Annotated in this window: 26 protein-coding genes; 12 read left to right on the forward strand and 14 right to left on the reverse strand. The window is 48.5% G+C overall.

The features are described 5' to 3' along the window. Positions 1–299: 299 nt before the first annotated feature. From radC to efp, 3 genes are all read right to left on the reverse strand, one after another. A complete protein-coding gene (gene radC / locus DW896_RS10590; RefSeq protein WP_005825180.1) occupies positions 300–986 on the reverse strand; it encodes a DNA repair protein RadC in 687 nt (228 codons plus the stop codon). Positions 987–1,017: 31 nt separating this feature from the next. Then, positions 1,018–2,007: a glycosyltransferase family 2 protein gene (locus DW896_RS10595; protein WP_005834737.1), complete on the reverse strand. Its 990-nt coding sequence runs from the start codon at positions 2,005–2,007 to the stop codon at positions 1,018–1,020. 145 nt (positions 2,008–2,152) lie between these two features. Continuing rightward, positions 2,153–2,719: an elongation factor P gene (gene efp, locus DW896_RS10600; RefSeq protein WP_005825176.1), complete on the reverse strand. Its 567-nt coding sequence runs from the start codon at positions 2,717–2,719 to the stop codon at positions 2,153–2,155. Between the two features lie 194 nt (positions 2,720–2,913). On the opposite strand from efp, the gene rpmH reads away from it, so the two are divergent. The 7 genes from rpmH (at position 2,914) to DW896_RS10635 (ending at position 8,236) form a co-directional block, all read left to right on the forward strand. Further along, complete coding sequence (gene rpmH / locus DW896_RS10605; RefSeq protein ID WP_004292199.1) at positions 2,914–3,075, forward strand: 50S ribosomal protein L34; 162 nt, start codon at positions 2,914–2,916, stop codon at positions 3,073–3,075. Positions 3,076–3,244: 169 nt separating this feature from the next. Then, positions 3,245–3,892: a PASTA domain-containing protein gene (locus DW896_RS10610; protein ID WP_034532686.1), complete on the forward strand. Its 648-nt coding sequence runs from the start codon at positions 3,245–3,247 to the stop codon at positions 3,890–3,892. 53 nt (positions 3,893–3,945) lie between these two features. After that, positions 3,946–5,016, forward strand: coding sequence for an RluA family pseudouridine synthase (locus DW896_RS10615; protein WP_005834741.1), 1,071 nt, complete (start codon positions 3,946–3,948; stop codon positions 5,014–5,016). Beyond that, positions 5,013–5,993: a D-alanine--D-alanine ligase gene (locus DW896_RS10620; protein ID WP_057281366.1), complete on the forward strand. Its 981-nt coding sequence runs from the start codon at positions 5,013–5,015 to the stop codon at positions 5,991–5,993. Before DW896_RS10615 ends, DW896_RS10620 begins: the two co-directional genes overlap by 4 nt. A gap of 12 nt (positions 5,994–6,005) precedes the next feature. After that, positions 6,006–7,163 (forward strand): hypothetical protein, encoded by a 1,158-nt coding sequence (locus tag DW896_RS10625; protein ID WP_005825164.1) that lies wholly within the window; start codon positions 6,006–6,008, stop codon positions 7,161–7,163. Between the two features lie 4 nt (positions 7,164–7,167). Next, the gene (locus tag DW896_RS10630) at positions 7,168–7,836 is read left to right on the forward strand and encodes a NigD-like C-terminal domain-containing protein (RefSeq protein ID WP_117589164.1); all 669 of its coding nucleotides are present in this window, start codon (positions 7,168–7,170) and stop codon (positions 7,834–7,836) included. 13 nt (positions 7,837–7,849) lie between these two features. Beyond that, the gene (locus DW896_RS10635; protein ID WP_035449865.1) at positions 7,850–8,236 is read left to right on the forward strand and encodes a rhodanese-like domain-containing protein; all 387 of its coding nucleotides are present in this window, start codon (positions 7,850–7,852) and stop codon (positions 8,234–8,236) included. Positions 8,237–8,376: 140 nt separating this feature from the next. Here the strand turns inward: DW896_RS10635 and DW896_RS10640 are convergent, their stop codons facing one another. The 11 genes from DW896_RS10640 to ribD form a co-directional block, all read right to left on the reverse strand. Beyond that, positions 8,377–9,330 carry an acetylornithine carbamoyltransferase gene (locus tag DW896_RS10640; protein ID WP_005825157.1) on the reverse strand — a complete coding sequence of 318 codons (954 nt, stop codon included), beginning with the start codon at positions 9,328–9,330 and terminating at the stop codon, positions 8,377–8,379. Positions 9,331–9,374: 44 nt separating this feature from the next. Next, positions 9,375–10,622 carry a glutamate-5-semialdehyde dehydrogenase gene (locus tag DW896_RS10645; protein WP_009037774.1) on the reverse strand — a complete coding sequence of 416 codons (1,248 nt, stop codon included), beginning with the start codon at positions 10,620–10,622 and terminating at the stop codon, positions 9,375–9,377. A 66-nt stretch (positions 10,623–10,688) separates the two neighbouring features. Next, on the reverse strand, positions 10,689–11,768 hold the full coding sequence (gene proB, locus DW896_RS10650) for a glutamate 5-kinase (RefSeq protein ID WP_035449862.1): 1,080 nt from the start codon (positions 11,766–11,768) through the stop codon (positions 10,689–10,691). Beyond that, positions 11,758–11,997, reverse strand: coding sequence for a DUF2007-related protein (locus tag DW896_RS10655; protein ID WP_005825154.1), 240 nt, complete (start codon positions 11,995–11,997; stop codon positions 11,758–11,760). The genes proB and DW896_RS10655 overlap by 11 nt, the downstream gene beginning before the upstream one ends. Before the next feature lie 75 nt (positions 11,998–12,072). Then, a complete protein-coding gene (gene murI / locus DW896_RS10660; protein WP_016272511.1) occupies positions 12,073–12,912 on the reverse strand; it encodes a glutamate racemase in 840 nt (279 codons plus the stop codon). Positions 12,913–13,021: 109 nt separating this feature from the next. Then, complete coding sequence (locus DW896_RS10665; RefSeq protein WP_005825151.1) at positions 13,022–13,528, reverse strand: OmpH family outer membrane protein; 507 nt, start codon at positions 13,526–13,528, stop codon at positions 13,022–13,024. Positions 13,529–13,656: 128 nt separating this feature from the next. After that, positions 13,657–14,172 carry an OmpH family outer membrane protein gene (locus DW896_RS10670; protein ID WP_035449860.1) on the reverse strand — a complete coding sequence of 172 codons (516 nt, stop codon included), beginning with the start codon at positions 14,170–14,172 and terminating at the stop codon, positions 13,657–13,659. Between the two features lie 41 nt (positions 14,173–14,213). Further along, complete coding sequence (gene bamA / locus DW896_RS10675; RefSeq protein WP_119993213.1) at positions 14,214–16,853, reverse strand: outer membrane protein assembly factor BamA; 2,640 nt, start codon at positions 16,851–16,853, stop codon at positions 14,214–14,216. 52 nt (positions 16,854–16,905) lie between these two features. Continuing rightward, positions 16,906–17,640: an isoprenyl transferase gene (locus DW896_RS10680; RefSeq protein WP_005834753.1), complete on the reverse strand. Its 735-nt coding sequence runs from the start codon at positions 17,638–17,640 to the stop codon at positions 16,906–16,908. A gap of 5 nt (positions 17,641–17,645) precedes the next feature. Continuing rightward, entirely contained in the window at positions 17,646–19,010 is a 1,365-nt protein-coding gene (locus DW896_RS10685) for a DUF6242 domain-containing protein (RefSeq protein WP_118132377.1), read from the reverse strand. A gap of 134 nt (positions 19,011–19,144) precedes the next feature. Then, the gene (ribD, locus tag DW896_RS10690; protein ID WP_117952290.1) at positions 19,145–20,200 is read right to left on the reverse strand and encodes a bifunctional diaminohydroxyphosphoribosylaminopyrimidine deaminase/5-amino-6-(5-phosphoribosylamino)uracil reductase RibD; all 1,056 of its coding nucleotides are present in this window, start codon (positions 20,198–20,200) and stop codon (positions 19,145–19,147) included. A gap of 74 nt (positions 20,201–20,274) precedes the next feature. On the opposite strand from ribD, the gene prmC reads away from it, so the two are divergent. The 5 genes from prmC (at position 20,275) to argH (ending at position 24,181) form a co-directional block, all read left to right on the forward strand. Then, a complete protein-coding gene (gene prmC / locus DW896_RS10695; RefSeq protein ID WP_057086998.1) occupies positions 20,275–21,111 on the forward strand; it encodes a peptide chain release factor N(5)-glutamine methyltransferase in 837 nt (278 codons plus the stop codon). Further along, positions 21,108–21,587, forward strand: a complete 480-nt coding sequence (locus DW896_RS10700; protein ID WP_005825143.1) for a regulatory protein RecX — start codon at positions 21,108–21,110, stop codon at positions 21,585–21,587. Before prmC ends, DW896_RS10700 begins: the two co-directional genes overlap by 4 nt. An 82-nt stretch (positions 21,588–21,669) precedes the next feature. Continuing rightward, on the forward strand, positions 21,670–22,308 hold the full coding sequence (gene pyrE / locus DW896_RS10705; RefSeq protein ID WP_005825142.1) for an orotate phosphoribosyltransferase: 639 nt from the start codon (positions 21,670–21,672) through the stop codon (positions 22,306–22,308). 93 nt (positions 22,309–22,401) lie between these two features. Next, positions 22,402–22,812, forward strand: coding sequence for an SRPBCC family protein (locus tag DW896_RS10710; RefSeq protein ID WP_057087000.1), 411 nt, complete (start codon positions 22,402–22,404; stop codon positions 22,810–22,812). A gap of 28 nt (positions 22,813–22,840) precedes the next feature. After that, positions 22,841–24,181, forward strand: a complete 1,341-nt coding sequence (gene argH / locus DW896_RS10715) for an argininosuccinate lyase (RefSeq protein ID WP_009037779.1) — start codon at positions 22,841–22,843, stop codon at positions 24,179–24,181. Positions 24,182–24,252 lie beyond the last annotated feature (71 nt).

Consider the following 24,252-nt stretch of genomic DNA (forward strand, 5'->3'; position numbering starts at 1 on the left):
TATCGGTTATAAAAAGAAAAAGCGTCTAGCTAAATCAGGAAAAGACAGTTTGACGGTGGGGAAACACGCTTCACCCGCTGGGGGAACTCCCTTTACCCCTGGGGAAACTCCTTTTACAATAGGCGGTAAAGGTCTTTACAATATGGGGTAAAGGGCGTTACAATATAGGGTAACGGCTTTTACATACCGCGGTAACGGCTTTTACATTAGCTGGTAAATAGCAGGTAAATACAATATGCTGATAGTTAGTGTTATGACCGCTTTTGTCTTTCGTATAGTATGTCCGTAACTTGGATTATTTATAGCAATCCTTCGTCGTTGAAGCTGTAATGGCTTCCGTCCGTGACGATGACGTGGTCGGTCAGGTGTATGTTCATGGTTTGGGCGGCTTTCCTCACGAGTTCCGTCAGCCGCTGGTCGTCGTTGCTGGGGTGCGGGTTGCCGGAGGGATGGTTGTGGATAAGGGCTATCTGTGTGGCGCGTTGCAGCAGGGCTTCGCGCAGGATGCTGCGCACGTCGGCGGTAGTCTGGTCGATGCCGCCGCGGCTGATGCGTACCTTGTCTATCACTTTGGCGGCGTGGTTCATAAGCAGTACCCAGAATTCTTCTGTGGCAAGGTCGCAGAGCAGGGGATGGAACAGCTCGTAGATGTCGGCGGAAGAGCGGATGGCGGTACGTCCGGAGCGTTCCTGCAGCTTGCGGCGTTTGCCCAGTTCCAGGGATGCCATGACGGTGATGCTTTTGGCGGGGCCCATGCCTTTGAATCGGGAGAAGTCCCGCACCTCCCATTTGCCCAGGCGGTTGAGGTCGTTGCCGCAGGCGGCGAGTATGCGCTGCATCAGTGTCACGGCGGTTTCTTCCGTATTGCCGGAGCCGATGAGGATGGCTAGCAGTTCGGCATCGCTCAAGGCTTCCGCCCCTTTCTGCATCATCTTTTCCCGCGGGCGGTCCTCTGCAGCCCACTGGTTGATATTCAGTTTCTCCATATCATCCCTAATCCTTAACCCCTAATCCTCCTTATTTGTAAAAGTTCTTTTTGAACGCCTCGAACTCGTCCTTGCCAAGTATGCAGCGGTTCCACCAGGCGCGCAGGAACCCCGTCCCGTATCCGATGAGCTGGATGAAGGAGGCGGCGACGGAGTAGAGCCCGATGCTGAGGCTACGGTTCCGGATAGTGGAGTCCATGCATACCAGAAGCGCATAAAGAGCGATGGGCAGCAGGCTGTACGGGCAGAAGGGCGTTCCCAGCAGGAATATGGCCACTCCCAGGGTAAATGCAGCCGGCAGCAGGTGGACGAGCTTCAGCGATTCCGGATACTTCTTGTACAGATTGATGCGGGCAATCCCGGAATTGTGTACCTGCTTGAAGAATTTTCGGAAGTCTGTCCGTCGCTTGTGGTATACCCAGGCACCGGGGAACAGCCGGCATGTATATCCTCCCTTGAAGATTCGGATGCTGAAGTCGATGTCCTCCCCGAAGCGCATCCGCGAGAATCCGCCCAGGGCTTGGTACACTTCCTGCCGCACACCCATGTTGAAGCTACGCGGATAGAACTTGTCCATCTTCTTCTTCCCCCCACGGATACCGCCGGTGGTGAAGAAGGAGGTCATGGAGTAGTTGATGGCTTTCTGTATGTTTGTGAATGATTCGTGCGCGCGGTCGGGGCCTCCGAAGGCATCGGCGGCTTCGTGCTGCAGCTCTTCTTCCACAGCAAGGAAATAACCTTCGGGCAGGATGCAGTCCGAATCCAGTATTATCAGGTATTCACCCTTGCTTCGTTCCACCCCGTAGTTACGGGTCTGCCCGGGGCCGGAGTTGGGCTTGTCATAGTAATGTACGTCCAATAGTTCCTGATACTTCTCTGTGACCGGCTTGCAGGGGATGGAGGAGCCGTCCTCCACCACAATCACTTCAAAATCCTTGAAACTTTGCTGCGTCAGGCTTTGCAGCAGTTCATCCACCTCATCGGGGCGGTTGTATACGGGGATGATGACGGAGTATCTCATGGGTATGGCTTTATGTTTTGGTTGTCTCCGCAAAGATATATCATTTAAGCTTTGTAGATGAATAAATGGAAAGAAAAATCCCCGGATGCCAAGTGGAGCACCGGGGATGATATGAAAAGGGCATTTGCCTGATTTCCAAAAGGGCTTATGCTTTTACGCGGCTTACGTAAGAACCGTCGCGCGTATCGATTTCGATAGTCTCGCCTTCGTTGATGAACAAAGGAACGCGGACCGTTGCACCTGATTCTACCGTAGCGGGCTTCAGCGTGTTGGTGGCTGTGTCGCCTTTCAGTCCCGGTTCCGTATAGGTAATCTTCTGCTGAACCTTGATGGGCACATCAGCATAGAGTACGGTTTCTGTAGAAGCGTCTGATACCACGTCTACTATCATTCCTTCGAGCAAGAAGTCAACACCGTTGATGAGGTCGTGGGCGATGGGAATTTGGTCAAAAGTCTCCTGGTTCATGAATTGGTAGTTGTCACCGTCATGATAGAGGTATTGGTGGGGACGACGTTCTACACGCACGTCTTCCAGTTTCTCACCGATGTTGAAACGACGTTCCAGAACGTAGCCGTTCACCACGTCTTTCAGCTTGGTACGCATGAAGGTATTACCTTTTCCCGGCTTTACATGCAGGAAGTCGATGCAGAAATACAGCTTGCCGTCCATGCGGATGCAAGTTCCGATTTTAATGTCTTGGGCATTAATCATACTTATAGTCTTTAATATTATTATATTGGTATTTACTTCTTTAGTGCTGGTTTGCGGGTGCAAAAGTAATGGAATTCGGTAAAAAACACAAAAACTTTTGAGAGAAAATGAGTTATCTCTTGGTTTATTTGAAAAAAGTATCTATTTTTGCAGCCCGAATTCGTGAGAATAATAACATAAAACAAGATACAGTAATGAAAAGAACATTTCAACCCTCGAACAGAAAGAGAAAGAACAAACACGGTTTCCGTGAGAGAATGGCTACAGCAAACGGCCGCAGAGTATTGGCAGCACGTCGTGCTAAAGGCAGAAAGAAACTGACTGTTTCTGACGAATACAACGGAGTAAAGGCATAATAGTCGTTCTCGTTCGTATTAAAGAAATAAGGGAGCTGCAAAAGACTGATTCTGGTCTTTTGCAGCTTTTCTTATGTATTGTGCCCGCTTCTCCGGAAAAAACTATTGCCAACTCCGTGTACTATGTGGTGAAAATTGTATCTTTGTCCCAAATAATGCATTATCGATTATGACAATAAAAGATTTTTTCTCTTTCCGGCAGAACCGGTTCTTCTGGGCGAACATACTTGCGATGGCCGTTGTGGTAGTGGGATTGCTGTTCGGAGTGCTGAAAGGACTGGATATATATACCCGCCACGGCGAGGCTGTGATAGTGCCCGATGTGAAGGGCATGGGAGTGGAGGAAGCCGAGAAAATGTTCCGTAACCGCGGCTTGGTCTGCATCGTTTCGGATTCCAGTTATGTCAAGACTCTTCCTGCCGGCTGCATCCTCGAATATAATCCGGCAGCCGGACAAAAGGTAAAGGAAGGACGTACCATCTATCTTACAATCAATACGATTGAAGTCCCTCTGCACATAGTACCCGATGTGGCGGACAACAGTTCGCTGCGGCAGGCGGAAGCGCGTATTCTGGCTTCGGGCTTCAAGCTGGCCGAGATACAGTATATTCCGGGTGAGAAGGACTGGGTGTATGGCGTGAAGTATAAGGGTCGTCAGCTTTCCATCGGCGAGAAAGTGCCCGCCGGTGCAGTGCTGACGCTGATGGTGGGAGATGGAGGCGCCTTGCAGGCAGACTCCCTGGGAGTGGATTCTGTGGGAGGTACCGTTGAACCCGTGTTGTCCGAAGACTCCGCGGCAGATGAGTCCTGGTTCTGATAAACATCTGACTCCAATCGTAAATTGTAAATAGTCAAATTGTAAATGCCGTGATGATAGAAGAATTGCCGGATGATATAGATAATGATGAGCTGGACGACGTAGAGCCGGTGGGTGACGAGGCGCAACTCTATGAACACTTCCGTGTGGTGGTGGACAAGGGGCAGGAGATGATGCGGGTGGACAAGTATCTGTTCGACCGCTTGACGAACTCCTCGCGCAATCGCATCCAGAAGGCTGCCGATGCAGGCTTCGTGATGGCGAACGGCAAGGCTGTGAAAAGCAGCTATAAGGTGAAGCCGATGGATGTAATCACTGTGATGATGGACCGTCCACGCTATGAGAATGAAGTCATCCCCGAAGACATCCCCCTTGATATAGTATATGAGGACAAGTATCTGATGGTAGTGAACAAACCTGCCGGTCTGGTGGTGCACCCCGGTCATGGCAACTATCACGGTACGCTTGTCAACGCCATAGCCTGGCATATGAAGGATAATCCCGATTATGATGCCAATGACCCGCATGTGGGACTGGTGCACCGCATCGACAAGGACACCTCCGGCCTGCTGGTGATAGCCAAGACTCCGGATGCCAAGACGAATCTCGGCAACCAGTTCTTCAACAAGACGACAAAACGCCGTTACCGGGCGCTGGTCTGGGGAAATGTAGAGCAGGATGAAGGGACCGTTGTCGGCAATATCGGTCGTAATCCCAGAGACCGCATGCAGATGACCGTCCTCCCCGACGACCAGGGAAAGCATGCCGTCACCCATTACCGGGTGCTCGAACGTTTGGGATACGTCACACTGGTGGAATGTATCCTTGAAACGGGACGCACCCATCAAATCCGTGTGCACATGAAGCACATCGGACACATACTTTTCAACGACGAACGTTACGGTGGACACGAAATCCTGAAAGGAACCCACTTCGCTAAATACAAACAATTTGTAAACAACTGCTTCGACACTTGTCCGCGGCAGGCATTGCATGCCATGACGCTGGGGTTTGTGCATCCCGTCACCGGAGAAGAAATGTACTTCACTTCGGAATTGCCCGATGACATGACCCGGCTGATAGACAAATGGAGAGGCTATATCAGTAACAGAGAATTAGAATGAAACGCACGATTGCTATTGTAGCCGGAGGAGATACCTCCGAATTCCACGTCTCCCTGCGTAGTGCACAGGGGATTTACTCCTTCATCGACAAGGAGAAGTATACCTTATATATTGTAGAAATGCACGGACTGGACTGGCATGTACAGCTGCCCGACGGCGCTAAGGCTCCGGTAGACCGCAATGACTTCAGCTTCGTGCTGGATGGCGAGAAAGTGACATTCGACTTTGCCTATATCACCATCCACGGAACTCCGGGTGAGGACGGCCGTCTGCAGGGCTATTTTGATATGCTCCACATCCCTTATTCGTGTTGCGGAGTACTGGCAGCGTCGCTCACGTACGATAAGTTTGCCTGCAACCAGTATCTGAAAGGTTTCGGTGTGCGCATTGCCGAATCGTTGTTGCTGCGCGGCGGACAGTCGGTGACGGATGAAGATGTGATGGAGAAAATCGGTCTGCCTTGCTTCATTAAGCCCAGCTTGGGAGGTTCCAGCTTCGGCGTGACCAAGGTGACGGCGAAAGAGCAGATACAACCTGCCATAGCCAAGGCATTTGCGGAAGCGCAGGAAGTACTGGTGGAGGCCTTTATGGACGGAACCGAGATTACCTGCGGCTGTTACAAAACAAAAGACAAGTCCGTAGTGTTCCCCATTACGGAGGTGGTGAGCCACAACGAGTACTTCGATTATGAAGCTAAGTATAATGGTGCGTCTGACGAGATTACTCCCGCCCGCATCTCGGACGATTTGACCCGCCGGGTGCAGACGCTGACTTCTGCCATTTATGATATACTCGGGGCCTATGGCATTATCCGCGTGGACTATATCATTACCGAAGGGGAAAAAATCAATCTGCTGGAGGTGAATACCACCCCCGGAATGACTGCCACCAGCTTTATTCCCCAGCAGGTTCGTGCTGCCGGAATGGAGATGAAGGATGTAATGACAGATATTATAGAAAACAAGTTTAAGGATTAATCATTATTCATTATGAATGCGAACGTGGAATTTGATGAAATCCGTCCTTATCATGATGAGGAACTTCCTCAAGTCTATGAGGAACTGATTGCCGATGCGGCGTTCCGGCAGGCAGTGGATACTGTGATGCCTGGTGTACCTTTTGAAGTCTGGTCGCAGAAAATGCGCGCGTGTAAAACCAAGCTGGAATTTCAGAAGACCTTCTGCTATGGGCTTCTGTGGAAATTGGCGAAGGAGGCTACGGATGGATTGACTTTGGACCATACCGCGTTGCCGGCAGACAAGTCGGCGGCGTATACCTATATCTCCAATCATCGCGACATTATTCTCGATTCCGGTTTCTTGTCCATTCTTTTGGTAGACCAGGGTATGGATACGGTAGAGATAGCCATTGGCGACAACCTGCTTGTCTATCCGTGGATTAAGAAATTCGTGCGTGTCAACAAGTCCTTCATTGTGCTGCGTGCGTTGACCATGCGCCAGATGCTGGAGGCTTCCGCACGCATGTCCCGCTATATGCATTATACCATCAGTGAGAAGAAACAGTCTATCTGGATTGCACAACGTGAAGGGCGTGCCAAGGATTCCAACGACCGCACGCAGGACAGTGTGCTGAAGATGCTGGCAATAGGCGGTGAAGGCGACGTCATTGACCGCTTAATGGAAATGAATATAGCTCCGCTTGCCATTTCCTATGAATACGACCCTTGCGACTTCCTGAAAGCGCAGGAGTTCCAACTGAAACGGGACATTGAAGGCTATAAGAAAACGACGGCTGACGACTTGCTGAATATGCAGACCGGACTGTTCGGCTATAAAGGGCGGGTACATTTCCAGACGGGTGCCTGCATGAATGATGAATTGGCGAAGATGGACCGTTCACTTCCGAAGCCCGAACTCTTTGCACGCATGTCTGCACTGATAGACAAACGCATTCATGCCAGCTACCGGATGTATCCCAATAATTATGTGGCACACGACCTTCTCGAGGGGAAGGAGGATTTTTCCGACCATTACACTGCCGAGGATAAGCAGCGCTTCACGGCCTATATAGAACAACAGTTGGAGCGTATCTCCATTCCTAATAAGGACGTGGACTTTCTGCGCGGAAAAATGCTGCTGATGTATGCCAACCCGTTGAAGAATTATCTGGCGGCTATAAAAGAATGAATACATGAAGAAGTACTGTGATTGGTGGCTTTTGCCTTTGTTGGCCTGTCTGTTGACTGGTTGTGGCGATGATGATTATCATTATCCTTCCGTGAAGCTGGAGTTCCTGACTGCCTTTTCGGGGGCTGACGGCTATCTGCAGTCTGTTGTGACAGATGAAGGGGAAACCTTGCCGGTAGTGGAGGACAAGACAAAGACGAACATAGAGGCAAACGCCTCGGTACGTGTCATCAGTAATTATGCTTCGGAGGTAACTGCCGATGGAACTGCCGGTGCGGTGCTGTATGCCTTGAGCGGTGTTCTTTCTGTCGTTCCCCAAACGGTCGACAAGTTCGAGGAGGGCGTCAAGACAGACCCTACTGATGTACTGGGTATCTGGATGGGACTCGACTATCTCAATATGACACTGATAGTCAAGGAGAATGGTGAACATAAGTTCCATTTTATTGAGGATGAAGTGATTGTGGATACTGCTACCGGGTGTAGTGAAGTATATCTGACGCTGTATCATGACGCAAAGGAGGAGGTGGTGTCTTATACCAGGCGTGCCTACGCTTCCGTACCTTTGCGGCAGTATGCGGCAGAGGGTATACAGAAGGTTATGGTTCATTTCAGTGTGCACACTTATTCCGGTGACATCAAGACTTACGATTTTGTTTATAACCCTGACTAAAATGAAATATTCGATGAAGACATTGTTCGCGGGTTTTTGCCTCGTTTTTACCACCCTCTTTTCCTGCCAGCAGAAGGAGGGACAGTTCAAGTCTGTTTCGGTAGATGACTTTTCCACATTGATAGCCAATCCGGAGGTGCAGCTTCTGGATGTGCGTACTGTTGCCGAATACTCGGAAGGACACGTGCCCCACAGTATCAATATCAATGTATTGGATGAGTCGTTTGAAACGATGGCCGACTCCACTCTGCAGAAGGACAAACCGGTTGCAGTATATTGTCGTAGTGGTAAGCGTAGTAAAAAGGCCGCTGCCATACTGAGCAAAAAAGGATATATAATCTATGACCTTGACAAAGGTTTCATCGGTTGGGAAGAAGCGGACAAAGAAGTGGAAAAGTAATAGCGGTGTAGCTGAAATGCATTTGCTATAATTTCTTTTTAGGCGAGGATTACGCGGATTTCACGGAAAAATTTAAGAAAAGAATCCGCGTTTTCCGCGTAATCCGCGCCTAAAAAGAATAAAGTAGTCTTGTCCTCTGGTTAGAGGCTTTCAAGCAGTCTCTTCAGCACCACTGTTGCTGAAATCTCCCGGTTGGCCGCTTCGGGGATTACGATGGACTGCGGGCTTTCTATCACATCATCCGTCACAATCATGTTACGTCGAACCGGCAGGCAGTGCATGAAGTAGGCATTGTTGGTAACGGCCATCTGGCGCTCGCCTACTGTCCAGGTGCGGTCTTTGCTCAATATTTGTCCGTAGTTGTCGCCTGTATAGGCCGCCCAGTTCTTGGCATAGACAAAATCGGCTCCTTCAAAAGCTTTCATCTGGTCATATTCTACGCGGGCATTTCCTACGAACTTGGGGTCGAGTTCATAACCTTCGGGATGTGTAATCACAAAGTCATAATCAGTTGCATTCATCCATTCGGCAAAGGAGTTGGGGACAGCCTGGGGCAATGGACGCGGATGTGGAGCCCATGTCATCACTACTTTGGGGCGTGCCGTCTTCTTATATTCCTCAATGGTTATCAGGTCGGCAAAACTCTGCAGCGGATGGCGTGTGGCAGCCTCCATGGAGAATACCGGCCGGCCGGAATGCTTGATGAACTGCTCCAGTATCACTTCGTTGTAATCGTCTTCCTTATTTTCGAAGCGTGCAAAAGAACGTACGCCGATGACGTCGCAATAGCAGCCCATCACGGGAATGGCTTCCAGTAAGTGTTCCGGTTTGTCACCGTCCATGATGACACCACGCTCTGTCTCCAGTTTCCAGGCTCCCTGGTTGATGTCCAGTACAATTACGTTCATGCCCAGATTCAATGCAGCCTTCTGTGTACTGAGGCGGGTACGCAGGCTGGAGTTGAAGAAAATCATCATCAGCGTTTTGTTACGTCCCAGTTCCACATATTTGAAACGGTCTTTTTTAATCTCGAATGCTTCGTCCAGTGCAGACTTCAGGTTACCGATGTCCTGCACGCAAGTAAAGTTCTTCATATTTACAGTCTTTTTAGTGTATCTATATCTTTGTTATTCGGCTGTCAAGGTCTGGTCTGTCCGGAACCTTCGATAATCCATTTGTATGTGGTGATTTCTTCCAGAGCCATCGGACCGCGGGCGTGTAGCTTCTGGGTGCTGATGCCAATCTCGGCACCGAGTCCGAATTGTGCGCCGTCGGTGAAAGAGGTCGGTGCATTGACGTATACGCAAGCGGCGTCCACTTCCCGGCAGAACCATTCGGCACGTGTCTTGTCGTCCGTAATGATGCATTCGCTATGTTTGGAACCGTACTTCCGGATATGTGCCAATGCTTCCTGGAAAGAATTCACGGTTTTAATGGCCATCTTGTAGTCCAGGAACTCTCTGCCGTAGCAGTCTTCAGTGGCAAGTCTCAACAGCTCGACGGGATATTTGTCACGCAGACTGTGGTAGGCGGGTTCATCGGCAAATATCTCTACATTGCTTGATTGCAGCGGCAGGCATAGGTCGGGCAAATTAGCCAGGCTGTCGGCTTCGATAATCAGGCAATCCAAAGCGTTGCATACACTGACCCGGCGTGTCTTTGCATTGGCAATGATAGATGGACCTATGCTTATATCGCCATAGCGGTCGAAGAACGTATGGCATACGCCGGCACCTGTCTCTATAACCGGTACTGTGGCATTCTGGCGTACGAAGTTTATCAGGCTGCTGCTGCCGCGCGGAATTATCAAATCTACATAATCGTTGGCATGCAGTAGTTCGGCAGTCGCCTCTCTGTCGGCAGGAAGCAGTTCCACGATATGTGTATCTACGTTGAAATGCTCCAGTACCTCGTGTATCACGCTGATTATGGCACGGTTGGAATAGTCTGCATCGCTTCCGCCTTTCAGAATACAGGCATTGCCGCTTTTAAGGCAGAGTGAGAATACATCGAAACTGACGTTGGGACGGGCTTCGTAGATAATGCCTATGACACCGAAAGGTACACTGACCCTTTTTATCTTCAATCCGTTGGGTAATACGTTCTCTTTAAGGACTTTTCCCAAAGGAGAAGGGAGGGCGGCTACGTTGCGGATGTCCGCAGCGATGTCCTGCAAACGGCTTTTTGTCAGTTTCAGGCGGTCGTATTTAGGGTCGGTAGAAGGCATACGCTCCAAATCCTTCTGGTTTTCACTCAGAATGAAGTCTGTTTTGTTTATGGCAGCGTCTGCAACAGCCAGTAATATTTGGTTGATTTCTTTGTCGCTCAACGCTAGCATGTTACGGCTGGCATCTTGTACGGCGACAAAAGTTTTGTTTAAGTTCATTTTCTTACTGAGTATAGAGTGATAAATATGCAAGTATGAATATCGTGGATAGTATCCGTCTGTGTCCTATTCTATATATAGGTAGTCGTAGTGCACTACGGGTTTCTTTCCATGTTTTCCCATTGTTTCCCGTGCCTGGCTGGAGTCACAGTTGGCTTTTCCCACACCGATGGGTTTACCGCCGAAGTCGATAATCCGTACGATGTCGTCCTTCTCGAACTCGCCTATAACGTCAGTGATGCCTACCGGTAGGATGCTTACTGCTTTGTCCGAGAAGAGCAGTTCGGTGGCACAATGATTGATGTGCAGTTCGCCTTTGGCAAACCCTTCGCTGTGCGCAATCCATTTCTTGATGCTCGATACCGGTTCCGGAGACGGAATGAAACGGGTATAGTTTAATTCTTCATTATTCATTATTTTCACAAGGATGTTGTCCCGCTTCCCGTTGGCTATGATTACTGTGATGCCCTCATCCGCCACTTTGCGGGCAATGTTGGTTTTTGTCAGCATGCCGCCGCGTCCGAAGCTGGACTTGGAAGTTTGTATGTAGGAGGAGAGGTCTTTGCCTTGTTCTATTTCACGGATGACTTGAGACTCCGGGTCGGCGGGTGAACCGTTGTAGATACCGTCTATATTGCTGAGAATGATTAGTGCCTGGGCATCCATCATGGAGGCTATCAGGCCGGACAGCTCATCGTTGTCGGTGAACATCAGTTCGCTCACGGAGATGGTGTCGTTCTCATTGACAATAGGAATGACGCCGTTCTCCAGCATTACGGTCATACAGTTTTTCTGGTTGAGGTAATGGCGGCGGGTGGAAAAGTTCTCTTTCATTGTGAGCACTTGTCCCACGGGGATGCCATGCTCCCGGAACAGCTCGTAGTAGCGGTTGATGAGTTTGGCCTGCCCTACAGCGGAAAAGAGCTGGCGCTGGTCTACGCTGTCCAACTTCTTGGTGGGGCGCACTTCACTACGTCCCGAAGCAACGGCTCCGGAAGAAACAAGTATTATTTCTATGCCGGCCTTGTGCAGCTCGGCTATCTGGTCCACCAAAGCGGACATGCGGGTGACGTCGAGAGTGCCGTCACGACGTGTCAAAACATTGCTGCCTACCTTGACAGCAATTCTATTGAAATCAATCTCCATTTTCTCTCTTTTCGTATTCACGGACTACTTCCATGGCGGCTTCGTAGTCCTTCTCATTGACGAGAACGGAAACATCTACCGCAGTGGCAGGCAGTACAACGTTTACTACCATTCCGTCTTTTGTTACAGCTTCAATATCACTATTTCCCAGCAGGCTCTTTACGAGTTCTGCTTCCCACGGTGAACCGGTGAACACCTCAACGAGTTTGCTTTTGTCTTCTTCTTTCATGATGGTATGAATTTAGAGGTTTCTGTCTTACAAATATAACAAATGTTTTTGTTTTAATGTTTAATGCTGACGAATTTATAGTTCAATCCTCTCAACTCTTATCGATTCATTCAGGAAAGTAGAAGCCGATTCTGTGAATTTCTCCTCCGATTCCGTGGTGCGGTAGACGCATCTTCCACCTTTGGTACATTTTTTGTCCATTTCCGGATGGCGGTGAAGATAGTCTTTCAGGCTGTCTGCTACCAGTTCCCCCTGGGTGACGGTCGTGATGCCGTCGGGCATGTATTGCTGTATCTTGGGCAGCAGCAACGGGAAGTGCGTGCAGCCCAGAATGACGGTGTCTATCTGCGTGTCTTTGGCCAGCAGGTTGTCGATGTTCTTGCGTATGAAGTAGTCGGTACCCTCACCTTGTGCCTCGTTGTTTTCTACGAGGGATACCCATAGAGGGCAGGCTTCACCGCTCACTTTGATGTCGGGGAAGAGTTTATGCACTTCCAGCGGATAGGATTCAGACTTGATGGTTCCTGCCGTGGCAAGCACTCCCACATGGCGGCTTTGGGTAATGTTCCCTATGCATTCTACGGTTGGGCGAATTACTCCCAACACACGGCGCATAGGGTCGAGGCGAGGCAAATCATTCATTTGTATGTTGCGCAGAGCTTTTGCCGAAGCTGTATTGCATGCCAGAATGACGAGGTGACAACCCATCTCGAACAGTTTGGTAACTGCCTGCAAGGTGAACTCATAGACAATCTCGAACGAGCGGGTTCCGTAAGGCGCGCGCGCGTTGTCGCCCAGATAAATGTAATCATATTGGGGAAGGGCTTCCCGTATCTTGCTCAGGATGGTCAGTCCGCCATATCCGGAATCGAATATTCCGATGGGACCGGCTGCAGAAGGTAATGTCTGTTTCATGCTTTCTAAAGACTATGTACCATGCAAAGATAATGCAAATTTCTCAGTAATGTATAAAAAATAAGCGCGGATAAAACTATCCGCGCTTGCTCTATCATAGATAATTCTATTATTTAATGCCCAATTGCGTTTTAACTTTGGCAGTTACATCAACGCTCTGTGCTCCTACGAATGGTATCGGGGTACGGGCCAAGTCGAAGATATAGACCACGCCTTCAGCCTTGCCGACAGCCTGGATGGCTTCGTCCAGTTTCTGATAGATGGGAGCCATAGCATCTTGCTGTGCTTTCTGCATACTTTGATAAGCTTCTTGTTGGAACTGTTCTTGACGTTGAGCCATATCCTGCAACTCTTTCTGACGTCTTTCTGCAATGTTTTTCGGCAGAGAGTCGGCTTGTGCCAGGAATTCTTGGTACTTCTTTTGGAATTCTTCGTTTGTACGCTGCATTTCATCCTGGTATTTTTTAGACATGGCGTCCAAGTCAGCTTGGGCTTTGGTAAATTCAGGCATAACAGCGATTACATCTTGAGAATTCATGTGAGCGAATTTAGCTTGCGCCATAGCTCCCAGCGGGAGGGCGAACATAACTACGAGTAGTGCGATTTTTTTAAGCATAATGTTTATTATTTATTTGAATGATTATTCGTCGGGGACAAATATAGCGCAAACTGAACGCAATACAAAATAAGCTCGCTTATTTTTAATCCAGAATGCAGTCTATATTCTGAAACAAATGTATGAAATTAATTTGAATATCCCAGTTTTGCAAGTACCTCATTGCTGACGTCAATACTCGGTGAGGCAAAAATGATACTTGATGCGGAAGCGCGGTCTACAACTGCTGCATATCCGTTTTGTGTAGCAATTTCCTTTACAGCATTGTATATTTCGTCTTGAATGGGTTGCATCAGACTTTCACGTTTTTTATACAGTTCGCCTTCCGGACCGAAGTATTTGCGGCGCAGTTCGGCTGCTGATTTCTCTTTAGCGACAATCTCTTCTTCCTTTTTACCTCTCTGTGTTTCAGAAAGGGAAGCAATCTGAGACTGATAGTTCTTGTACAGAGTCTTGGCTTCTTCGGAAATCTTTTCGACCTCACTCTGCCATTGTCTGGAGGATTGCTCCAGTTGTTCATTGGCACGTTCGTAAGCAGGAATATTTTCCAGGATATATTCCATGTCAATCAAGGCGAACTTCTGTGCACCGGCTGTTATGCTTACTGCAAACAGCGTAAAAAGGATCAATAAACTCTTCTTCATAACGATACTGCATTAATTGTCAATTATCAATTGTCCATTGCTTAGAATTCCTGTCCCAGGATGAAGTGGAACTGGCTACCGCTGTATTGGAATGTAGGACCAATTTTGTCGAAACCGTAAGCCCAGTCGATACCCATCATACCGATCATCGGGAGGAAGATGCGGACACCGACACCGGCTGAACGCTTCAATTCGAATGGGTTGAACTTATTGACATCATGCCATGCATTACCGGCTTCTACAAACGTTAACGCATAAATACTGGTACTTGTTTCGAGCATCAAAGGATATCTTAATTCCAGTCCGAGACGTGTATAGGCATAACCTTCAGAGCCGTATGGAGTCAATGAGCTGTTCTCATAACCACGGAGGGCGATGCTTTCTGTAGCATAGCTGGAGTAGCCGGTCATACCGTCACCACCCACGTCAAACGTTTCGAATGGAGACTTCTTGTATTTGTTGTAGTGTCCCAGCAAACCGAATTCTACACGTCCCATCAATACCGGAGTACGTTTAACGGTAATCGGGTCCATCAACGGGATATAGATTTTGGATTTGAATTTCCACTTGTGGTATTCAATCCACTTGTGCATCTTGTTCATGTCTTCCTGGCTGCTGGTGCTGTACTTGCTGTAATCGGTACCGTCGAACAGAGAGAAAGGCGGTGTGATTTGTGCAGACAACGAGAACTCGGAACCTTGGCGCGGATAAATCGGGTTGTCGATAGAGCTACGGGACAAGGTCAGGTTGAGGCTGAGGTTATTACACTTACCGTTGGTAACCGGGAAGTACTGCCAGTCACTCAGAACATAACGTTGGTAAGACAACTCGGCTGTGAATTGGAAATAGTCATCCGGCCACTTCAAGCGCTTACCGAACATCACAGCAAGACCATACATCTGGATAGATTTGTCCGGGTCGTAATAATTCTCGTAGTTGTTGTAATTGCCGTAGTTGTACATACCGTAGCCATACATACCACTATAATAGCTGTTGTAATAGCTGTTCATGTAGGCCGAATTGTAATAACGGCTACTGATGTCGGTCTGGCGGGAATAGAAAGCCGATACGGAGAACGCATTCGGGCGTTTACCGCCAAACCACGGGTCGTAGAATGAAACGCTGTATGACTGATAGTATTTGGCATTGGTCTGTCCGCTGATGGTCAATGTCTGACCGTCACCTTGCGGGAGGATACCGCGGTAGTTCTCACCCGGATGCAGCAGGTTGGACAGAGAGAAATTGGTGAACTTCAGACTTAACTTACCGATAATACCCGTTTGTCCCCAACCGGCGGAGAACTCTACCTGGTCGTTGGCTTTGGATACAAGGTCATAACCGATGTCTACCGTGCCGTCTTCCGGTCTCGGCTGGATGTCGGGCTGGATTTGTTCGGGGTCGAAGTGTCCCATCTGCTGGATTTCACGCATGGAACGCATCAGGTCTTCACGGCTGAAGAGTTCGCCCGGACGGGTACGGAGTTCACGGCGTACTACGTTTTCATACAAACGGTCGTTACCGTTGATGCTGACTTTATTGATGGTAGCCTGGCGGCCTTCGTAGATACGCATTTCCAAGTCGATGGAGTCGCCCACGATGTTTACTTCCACCGGTTCGAGGCTGTAGAACAGATAACCGTTGTTGTAGTAGAGGTTGCCGATGGCATCGTCATCGGTCATTGTACGTTCTTCAAGTAACTTTTGGTTGTAGACGTCACCCTTCTTCATCTGGAGGAGGAAGTTCAGTTGTTCGGAAGGATACAGTGTGTTACCTACCCAGGTTACATTGCGGAGGTAGTATTTCTGCCCTTCATCAATTTGCATAAAGATGTCTACAGTACGGTCATCGTAGGGCTTGATACTGTCTGTCACGATGATGGCGTCACGATAACCCAGTTCGTTGTATTTGTCGATAATCAGCTGTTTGTCCGCTTCGTAGTTGTCCTCAATGAATTTCTTGGTGCGGAACAGATTGAGCAGCTTGCCCTTTTCGTTTGTTTTCTTCATCACACGCTTCAGCTTCTTGGTCGTGAGGGCCTCGTTGCCTACAATGGTGATTTGATGTACTTTCACTTTCTCCTTCTTGTCGATGTCGATGTTGACAATCACTTCATTCTTCTTTTCCGGATCATCACGTTGGGTGATGATTACATCTGCATTCTTGAAGCCCTTGTCGTCAAAATAGCGCTTTATCAAGGTCTTGGCGCGGTCCACCAGATTAGGTGTAATCTGACCGCCCTTTATCATGCCGATTCTGCTTTCCAGGTCTTCACGCTCTGACTTCTTCACACCGTTGTAGCGTATGTCGGAAACACGCGGACGCATGGTCAGATGAATGGTCAGCCAAATTTGGTCACCTTCAATCTTGTCTGCTGTAATTTCCACGTCAGAGAACAGACCGTGGCGCCAGTAGCGCTTACAAGCTTGTGTAATCTCGTCACCCGGCACGGTGATAGTCTGCCCTTTGGATAGTCCGGACAATCCGACAATTACATAATCCTCATAGTTCTGGGCTCCTTCGACCTTAATGTCGGCTATTTCATACTTCTTGGGTGTTCCCGAATAGAGTATAACCGGCTTTTCGGTTTCATCGGTGTTGTTTACGTCCTGTGCTGCTGTTGTCAGTGCGCAGCCGAAAAGGCAGACAAACGTTACGAGTATGGAGAAAATACGATAGTGCATCTTTTTATTTACTATTTTACAATTTACTATTTACTATTTGTGTGTCCGGTGATTAATTGATTTGCTCGCTGGTCTTGCCGAACCTGCGTTCGCGTTTCTGATAGTCACATATGGCTTTGCGTAGCTCCTCTTCACGGAAGTCGGGCCAATAGGTATCACAGAAATAAAGTTCCGAATAGGCGCATTGCCAGAGCATGTAGTTACTGAGGCGGAGCTCTCCTCCGGTACGTATCAGCAGGTCGGGGTCGGGCATGAAGTGGGTTGTCAGATGACGGGATATGAGCTCACTGTCGATTTGTTCGGGTTTCAGCTCACCTTTCTGTACCAGGTCGGCTATTTGCCGGGCAGCTTCCGTTATTTCCCAGCGGGAAGAGTAGCTCAATGCCAGTACCAGGCACATTCCCGTGTTGTGGGAGGTGTGTGCCACGCAAGTGTTGAGCCGTTGCTGTACGTTGGCAGGCAGTTTTTCAATATCTCCTATTACCCGGAAACTGATATTGTTCTTCATGAACGTCTCTTCCTCTATGGAGTCGAAGAGCAGTCCCATCAAGGCGGCTACCTCGTCCGACGGACGATTCCAGTTCTCGGTAGAGAACGTATATAAAGTAAGGTATCTGACTCCTAATTTAGCGGCTTCCTCTGCAATGACGTGCACAGTCTCTGCGCCGGCCTGATGTCCATAGCTGCGTTCGTGTCCACGCTGCTTGGCCCACCGTCCGTTACCGTCCATGATAATCGCCACGTGCTGGGGTATCCGGTTTAGATCGATTTCTTCCTTATATGACATCATTATTATTGTATTTCGAAGCCCAATCTGTTAAGACGTCCGCGCCATACTTCATTTTTGGTGCCGTTGCCGCCGAATATCACCCAAATGAAGTCCCGTTTGTCTGCCGGGGCCACAGTTTTGTCTTTCGTCGGTTCCACTATAATGGAGTACGCGCCTTTCCCTTTGAATTCCTGGGGTAGCAGGAACTTGGTTTCTGTCTTGCTCCACGCAATGCCTGTGATGGAGTTGTAGATGGCGTCAAGTTCTCCTCCAAAGCAATAGAACATGTCGCCATAGTACATAATGGCAGGGTTGACCATGCCGGGACAAGATGTGTCGTACACCGTGTTAGCCAGGCTTGCCCAGCCTTTGCCGTCCAATGAGAACCAGGGTATTGTCTCTTGTTCGTTGGCCAGCGGCATTCCTGCCAGAACCACCTTCTCTACACCATTGCCGGTGTTGGTCTGGGTGGTGGATATGTTTTCGGTAGGGAATCCTGCCGGGACTTCCTCAAGGGTAAGGTTGTCAGCCGTGTTTTCCGTTTCCCAATTCTTTCCGTCTTTACAGATGTTGAAATATTGCTTTCCATTGATTTCCACAATACCCGAGAGCCGGTCGGAGAAACCATTGATGAGGACTATGACATTGTCTCCCAATGTAGTGACTTCTGTCCAGGCGCCGCCGTTGGTGGAGCTGAATACTCTCTTGCTTTTTGTAACCATGTAGAGTGCATTGTTATACTCTACGGCAGATGTCAGCTTTACGTCTGAGGGGAGGTTGCTGACATTGACTTTACTCCAGTTGTATTTATCGGGCGCAGTCGATGTCTTGTAAGCGGTAGTGTTGGAAGTGTAGACAAACAACTCGTCTCCAAGTATAACCGCTTTTTGCTGGCCTAAATTGATGGTATTGGAGAATACATTCCCTCTTTTCTGCATGTCTGTCCAGACGAGTGAGTCCGGGTCTTGCAGATGTACATTAACTTTCAGTTTATATTCGCGGACTGTAACACCGTCGGCGGCATGTGCTTTGAACAGCATGCCGGCATCGTTGTTCATGGCGGGTCTCAAATCCACGGAGTCCGACATGACGAATACCGTGTCGGTAGGCGAGCCTGAAGTTATCCAACCGGTAACGGTCATAGTATCAATCAGAATACGGTCAATGATGGTATCTGAACCTACGGGCAATGAATCTCTGTTATAGATGAGTCTATTGAGCTGGTCAATTGTAAATTTGTAATGTTTGCCATGTATGGTATCGATACCAAAAGCATGTATAGTAGCATCGGAGCTGAATTCATAATTGTCGTCAGAGTCAAGGCATGAACTTAGAGCAAATGACACAATAAGAAAACTCACAATTACTGATCGAAACTTTATTCTCATTTTGAAAGTTAGTGTTTATTTACAAGTTGCAAAAATAGGAACATTTTTTTCTATAAACAGCTTTACGAGGAAGTTTTATATAAAATTATAGATAATATCCCCCTTTTTCTCGATAAAAAAGCCCTGAAATGAGGCTATTGACTGTTTCTTGAGGCAGTATAATGGCGAAAACTCCTGCCGAAAGAATGCTCTGTTGCAAATGGATATCCGTCACTGATTTCGGGTGCTTTGACGCCGGAATGAAGAAGGTACGGAGTTTCTTCCACAAAGATTTCGTCCCACAATCCGGCAGCGATGAAGGATTGGAGAGTTTGGCTGCCACCCTCTACCAAAAGGGATTGTAATCCGCGTGTATACAGCGTTTCCATGATTTCGGGGAGTACATTCCGCCGGTAGTCGCTGACTGGCAGATACTCTACATTCGGTAGCGGAGCGTGCGGGGCTTCTGTAAAAACGAGGGTCGGCACGCTACCGTCAAATAGGTGAAGGCTGGGGGATAGCTTTTGTTGCCGGTCCAGCACGATACGTACCGGTGAACGACCATACCAATGGCGGACATTCAGGCCGGGATTGTCCAGTTCAGCCGTACGGGTACCTACTAATATGGCACTGTGCTCTGCCCGTTTCTTGTGTACCAGCATCGAAGTCAGCGGGCTGGAGAGGATAACCGGTTTACCGTCCGTGCGGGAGTAATCGATATATCTGTCAGAAGATTCCGCCCATTTTAGGGTGATGTAGGGGCGTCGCAAAGTATGGAAAGTGATGAACCTGCGGATGAGCTGCCGACATTCTGTTTCCAGCACTCCGACAATAACTTCACGTCCGGCATCCTTCAGTTTCTGTATGCCCCGGCCCGCAACCTTAGAGAAAGGGTCCCGGCACCCGATGACGATGCGTGGAATCTGCTTCTCGATGATGAGGTCTGCACAAGGAGGAGTTTTGCCATAGTGCGAACACGGTTCCAGGCTGACATAGATGGTGGAACGTTTCAGCAGGGACGTGTCTTTCACGGAACGGATGGCGTTGACCTCAGCGTGGGCTTCTCCACAGCGCACATGGTATCCCTCGCCTATGATTTTCCCGTCACATACTATTACCGCTCCCACCATCGGGTTGGGTGCTGTATTGCAAAGTCCGTTTTGTGCCAGTTGGATGCATCGCAGCATATATTTCTCTTCTTCTGAATTCATATCCTTGCTTGTCTTTTGGTTGAATAATCAAAATTAATGATTACTTTTGCAGCCCGAATAAAACCGGACCCCGAATGAATGTAACCGTTTCACATATCCGCAGTGCTTTGCAGGAATGCTACCCTCCCCGGGAGGCGGCCAATCTTTCCCGTATTGTCTGCTGTGAAATGTTTGGTCAGAGTCATATTGACTATTACCTGGGCAAAGATATGATTTTATCTCCAAACGATGAAAGGGAATTGGAAAGCATTCTTTCCCGTCTGTGTAATTTTGAGCCCATACAGTATGTGCAGGGTACTGCCCGTTTCCTGGGACGTACTTTTCGGGTGGCTCCGGGGGTACTTATTCCCCGCCCCGAAACGGAAGAGCTGGTGGAGGGGATGCTGAAGGAAGTCGCTCCGGTTTCCCGTATTCTCGACATTGGCACCGGAAGTGGGTGTATTGCCGTCACTTTGTCTAAGGAGTTGCCGGAAGCGGAAGTAACTGCTTGGGACATTTCCGAAGAAGCTCTTGCCATAGCCGGCGACAATAACCACCTTTTGCAGGCTTCCGTGCTATTTGTACAGCGTGATGTCCTGACGTATCAACCGGTTGAGGGTGAATGTTTTGATGTAATCGTCAGTAATCCGCCTTATGTTACGGAAATAGAAAAGCGGGATATGGAACCAAACGTCTTGAACTGGGAACCCTCACGGGCTTTGTTTGTTCCGGATAGCGACCCGCTCCGTTTCTATCGGCGTATAGGTGAACTGGGACGGAGCATGCTGACGGCCGGCGGCCGACTCTATTTTGAAATCAACCGGGCATTTGGAGAGGCTGTCGCTTCGATGCTTCGCAAGCAAGGCTATACGAATGTCCGTATCCGAAAAGATATTTCCGGCAACGACCGGTACGTAATTGCAGAACGATGATAGAAATAACTGAAACTGAAGCTTTGAACAGAGTGGCGGCATATTGCTCCACTGCCGAGCATTGCCGGGCGGAGATTGCGGAGAAACTGCAACGCTGGGGCATTGCCTATGATGCCATAGACCGTATCATCAACCGTCTGGAACAAGAGAAGTACATTGATGAAGAGCGCTTCTGCCGTGCTTTCATCAACGACAAATACCGTTTTGCCAAATGGGGCAAGATGAAGATAGGGCAGGCGCTCCAGTTGAAAAAGATATCTTCATCTGTCTATTGGCCCTATTTGAACGAGATTGATGAGGAGGAATACCACGCCGTCTTGCAGAAACTGCTGGCGGCAAAGCGTAAAAGCGTCCGTGCCGAAAGTGAGTATGAGTTGAATGGCAAACTGGTGCGTTTTGCCTTGAGCAGGGGGTTCGAAATGAAGGATATATGTCGTTGCATAGAGGTTTCTGAGGAAAATGACTACTCCGAATGAAAATTATCGGCTTTCTCTTTTTTATTCTCATTCTGTTTCCGTATTTTTGTGCCATATTTATCATATATAGATTAGTTTTGCTATGAAAACTTTAGAAAGATTGTTTGCAGAGAAGTTGCTGAAGATAAAAGCGATTAAACTACAACCGGCTAACCCGTTCACTTGGGCATCCGGATGGAAGTCTCCGTTTTATTGTGATAACCGCAAAACCCTTTCTTATCCTTCTCTCCGTAATTTCGTAAAGATTGAAATTACGCGTCTGATTTTGGAACGTTTCGGACAGGTGGATGCCATTGCCGGTGTGGCAACGGGAGCTATCCCGCAAGGTGCCTTGGTGGCCGATGCATTGAACTTGCCGTTTGTATATGTACGCTCCACTCCGAAAGACCATGGACTGGAGAATTTGATTGAAGGTGAACTTCGTCCCGGTATGAAGGTGGTAGTCGTGGAAGATTTGATTTCTACGGGTGGAAGCAGTTTAAAGGCTGTAGAAGCTATCCGCCGTGACGGATGTGAGGTCATCGGTATGGTGGCTGCCTATACTTATGGTTTCCCGGTTGCCGAAAAGGCTTTCAAGGATGCCAAGGTGCCTTTGGTGACGCTGACCAATTACGAGGCTGTGATGGAAGTGGCACTGCGTACGGGCTATATCGAGGAAGAAGATGTGGAGACTCTGAATGAATGGCGTAAAGACCCTGCACATTGGGAATCTGGTAAATAAGAACTTATTTGTAAAAATGTTAATATGGATAAAAGAGCCATTCGGATAGATTCTGTCCGGATAGTTCTTTTTTCTTTTTGAATACGATTGATCATGACGAAATTTGAGAGTGGAGTGAAAGTTGTACCGGCTTCACAAGAAGCTGTTTATGAAAAGCTTTCCGACCTGAGCAATCTGGAGAAGGTGAAAGACCGTTTGCCTGAAGACAAAGTGAAGAACTTGAGTTTTGATGCGGAGAGCATGACGATAGAGGTGGCTCCCGTAGGAAAGATTACGTTGCAGATTGTGGAGAAGGAACCTTGCAAGTGTATCAAGTTTGCAACAACCACTTCACCGCTGCCCTTCAATCTGTGGATACAGATTGTACCCGTCACCGAAACCGAATGTAAAATGAAACTGACCATCGGCATGGATATAAATCCGTTTATGAAGACCATGGTGCAGAAACCCTTGCAGGAAGGATTGGAGAAGATAGCAGATATGTTGGCGATGATACAATATTAATCACTAACCATTAATCATTAGAAACAACGTGGCTCAGAAACTTTGGGAAAAATCCGTTCAGGTAAATAAGGATATCGAACGCTTCACGGTAGGCCGTGACCGTGAAATGGACCTTTATTTGGCAAAGCACGATGTGCTGGGTTCCATGGCGCACATCACGATGCTCGAAAGCATTGGCTTGTTGACGAAGGAAGAACTGCGGCAATTGCTGGCCGAATTGAAGGAAATCTATGCGATGGCCGAGCGTGGAGAATTTGTGATAGAAGAGGGAGTGGAAGACGTTCACTCACAAGTGGAACTTATGCTGACGCGCAACTTGGGTGATATAGGTAAGAAAATACACAGCGGACGTTCGCGCAACGACCAGGTGTTGCTCGATTTGAAGCTCTTTACCCGTGCAGAGATAAAGGAGGTGGCGGAAGCTGTGGAGCAATTGTTCCATGTGCTGGTTATGCAGAGCGAACGCTACAAGGATGTACTGATGCCGGGTTATACACACTTGCAGATAGCCATGCCGTCTTCTTTCGGACTTTGGTTTGGGGCATACGCCGAGAGCCTGGTGGACGATATGATGTTCCTTCAGGCAGCTTTCAAGATGTGCAACCGCAATCCTTTGGGTTCTGCTGCGGGATACGGTTCCTCGTTCCCGCTGAACCGTACGATGACTACCCGTCTTTTGGGATTTGATTCCCTCAACTACAACGTAGTGTATGCCCAGATGGGGCGTGGCAAGATGGAGCGTAATGTTGCTTTCGCCCTTGCCAGTGTGGCCGGAACCATATCGAAATTGGCTTTTGACGCATGTATGTTCAACAGTCAGAACTTCGGTTTTGTGAAGCTGCCGGACGATTGCACTACCGGCTCCAGCATCATGCCTCACAAGAAGAACCCGGACGTCTTTGAACTGACGCGTGCCAAGTGCAACAAACTGCAATCCCTTCCCCAGCAGATTATGATGATAGCCAACAATCTTCCTTCCGGCTATTTCCGTGACTTGCAGATTATCAAAGAGGTCTTCCTGCCTGCTTTTCAGGAACTGAAAGACTGTCTGCAGATGACGACTTACATTATGAATGAAATCAAGGTGAACGAACATATTCTTGATGATGACAAGTATCTGCTTATTTTCAGTGTGGAGGAAGTCAACCGCTTGGCACGTGAAGGGATGCCTTTCCGCGATGCCTACAAGAAGGTGGGACTGGATATTGAAGCCGGAAACTTCTCGCACAGCAAAGAGGTGCATCATACCCATGAAGGCAGTATCGGAAACCTTTGCAACGATGAAGTCTCTGCCCTGATGCAGAAAGTGGTAGATGGTTTCAATTTTGAGACCATGCAAGCTGCAGAGAAAGAGTTGCTGGGCAGGTAAAAGGTTCTGCGGGTTCAAGTCCCGCTGCGAGTACTGTACTTTTATAAAAAAAAATTTGGCAGAAACGGGAA

It is taken from the genome of Bacteroides sp. AM41-16, from assembly GCF_003603495.1.
GTDB lineage: Bacteria > Bacteroidota > Bacteroidia > Bacteroidales > Bacteroidaceae > Bacteroides > Bacteroides uniformis.

Excerpts from the sequence above, each read along its gene's own strand:
- bamA (WP_119993213.1), bottom strand. The coding sequence starts at position 16,853 with ATGCACTATCGTATTTTCTCCATACTCGTAACGTTTGTCTGCCTTTTC.
- DW896_RS10685 (WP_118132377.1), bottom strand. The coding sequence starts at position 19,010 with ATGAGAATAAAGTTTCGATCAGTAATTGTGAGTTTTCTTATTGTGTCA.
- DW896_RS10615 (WP_005834741.1), top strand. The coding sequence starts at position 3,946 with ATGATAGAAGAATTGCCGGATGATATAGATAATGATGAGCTGGACGAC.
- prmC (WP_057086998.1), top strand. The coding sequence starts at position 20,275 with ATGAATGTAACCGTTTCACATATCCGCAGTGCTTTGCAGGAATGCTAC.
- DW896_RS10625 (WP_005825164.1), top strand. The coding sequence starts at position 6,006 with ATGAATGCGAACGTGGAATTTGATGAAATCCGTCCTTATCATGATGAG.
- DW896_RS10710 (WP_057087000.1), top strand. The coding sequence starts at position 22,402 with ATGACGAAATTTGAGAGTGGAGTGAAAGTTGTACCGGCTTCACAAGAA.
- DW896_RS10630 (WP_117589164.1), top strand. The coding sequence starts at position 7,168 with ATGAAGAAGTACTGTGATTGGTGGCTTTTGCCTTTGTTGGCCTGTCTG.
- ribD (WP_117952290.1), bottom strand. The coding sequence starts at position 20,200 with ATGAATTCAGAAGAAGAGAAATATATGCTGCGATGCATCCAACTGGCA.
- DW896_RS10635 (WP_035449865.1), top strand. The coding sequence starts at position 7,850 with ATGAAGACATTGTTCGCGGGTTTTTGCCTCGTTTTTACCACCCTCTTT.
- DW896_RS10640 (WP_005825157.1), bottom strand. The coding sequence starts at position 9,330 with ATGAAGAACTTTACTTGCGTGCAGGACATCGGTAACCTGAAGTCTGCA.
- rpmH (WP_004292199.1), top strand. The coding sequence starts at position 2,914 with ATGAAAAGAACATTTCAACCCTCGAACAGAAAGAGAAAGAACAAACAC.
- DW896_RS10655 (WP_005825154.1), bottom strand. The coding sequence starts at position 11,997 with ATGAAAGAAGAAGACAAAAGCAAACTCGTTGAGGTGTTCACCGGTTCA.
- DW896_RS10700 (WP_005825143.1), top strand. The coding sequence starts at position 21,108 with ATGATAGAAATAACTGAAACTGAAGCTTTGAACAGAGTGGCGGCATAT.
- radC (WP_005825180.1), bottom strand. The coding sequence starts at position 986 with ATGGAGAAACTGAATATCAACCAGTGGGCTGCAGAGGACCGCCCGCGG.
- DW896_RS10595 (WP_005834737.1), bottom strand. The coding sequence starts at position 2,007 with ATGAGATACTCCGTCATCATCCCCGTATACAACCGCCCCGATGAGGTG.
- murI (WP_016272511.1), bottom strand. The coding sequence starts at position 12,912 with ATGAAACAGACATTACCTTCTGCAGCCGGTCCCATCGGAATATTCGAT.
- DW896_RS10610 (WP_034532686.1), top strand. The coding sequence starts at position 3,245 with ATGACAATAAAAGATTTTTTCTCTTTCCGGCAGAACCGGTTCTTCTGG.
- efp (WP_005825176.1), bottom strand. The coding sequence starts at position 2,719 with ATGATTAATGCCCAAGACATTAAAATCGGAACTTGCATCCGCATGGAC.
- DW896_RS10645 (WP_009037774.1), bottom strand. The coding sequence starts at position 10,622 with ATGAACTTAAACAAAACTTTTGTCGCCGTACAAGATGCCAGCCGTAAC.
- DW896_RS10665 (WP_005825151.1), bottom strand. The coding sequence starts at position 13,528 with ATGCTTAAAAAAATCGCACTACTCGTAGTTATGTTCGCCCTCCCGCTG.
- DW896_RS10680 (WP_005834753.1), bottom strand. The coding sequence starts at position 17,640 with ATGTCATATAAGGAAGAAATCGATCTAAACCGGATACCCCAGCACGTG.
- DW896_RS10670 (WP_035449860.1), bottom strand. The coding sequence starts at position 14,172 with ATGAAGAAGAGTTTATTGATCCTTTTTACGCTGTTTGCAGTAAGCATA.
- DW896_RS10620 (WP_057281366.1), top strand. The coding sequence starts at position 5,013 with ATGAAACGCACGATTGCTATTGTAGCCGGAGGAGATACCTCCGAATTC.
- proB (WP_035449862.1), bottom strand. The coding sequence starts at position 11,768 with ATGGAGATTGATTTCAATAGAATTGCTGTCAAGGTAGGCAGCAATGTT.
- pyrE (WP_005825142.1), top strand. The coding sequence starts at position 21,670 with ATGAAAACTTTAGAAAGATTGTTTGCAGAGAAGTTGCTGAAGATAAAA.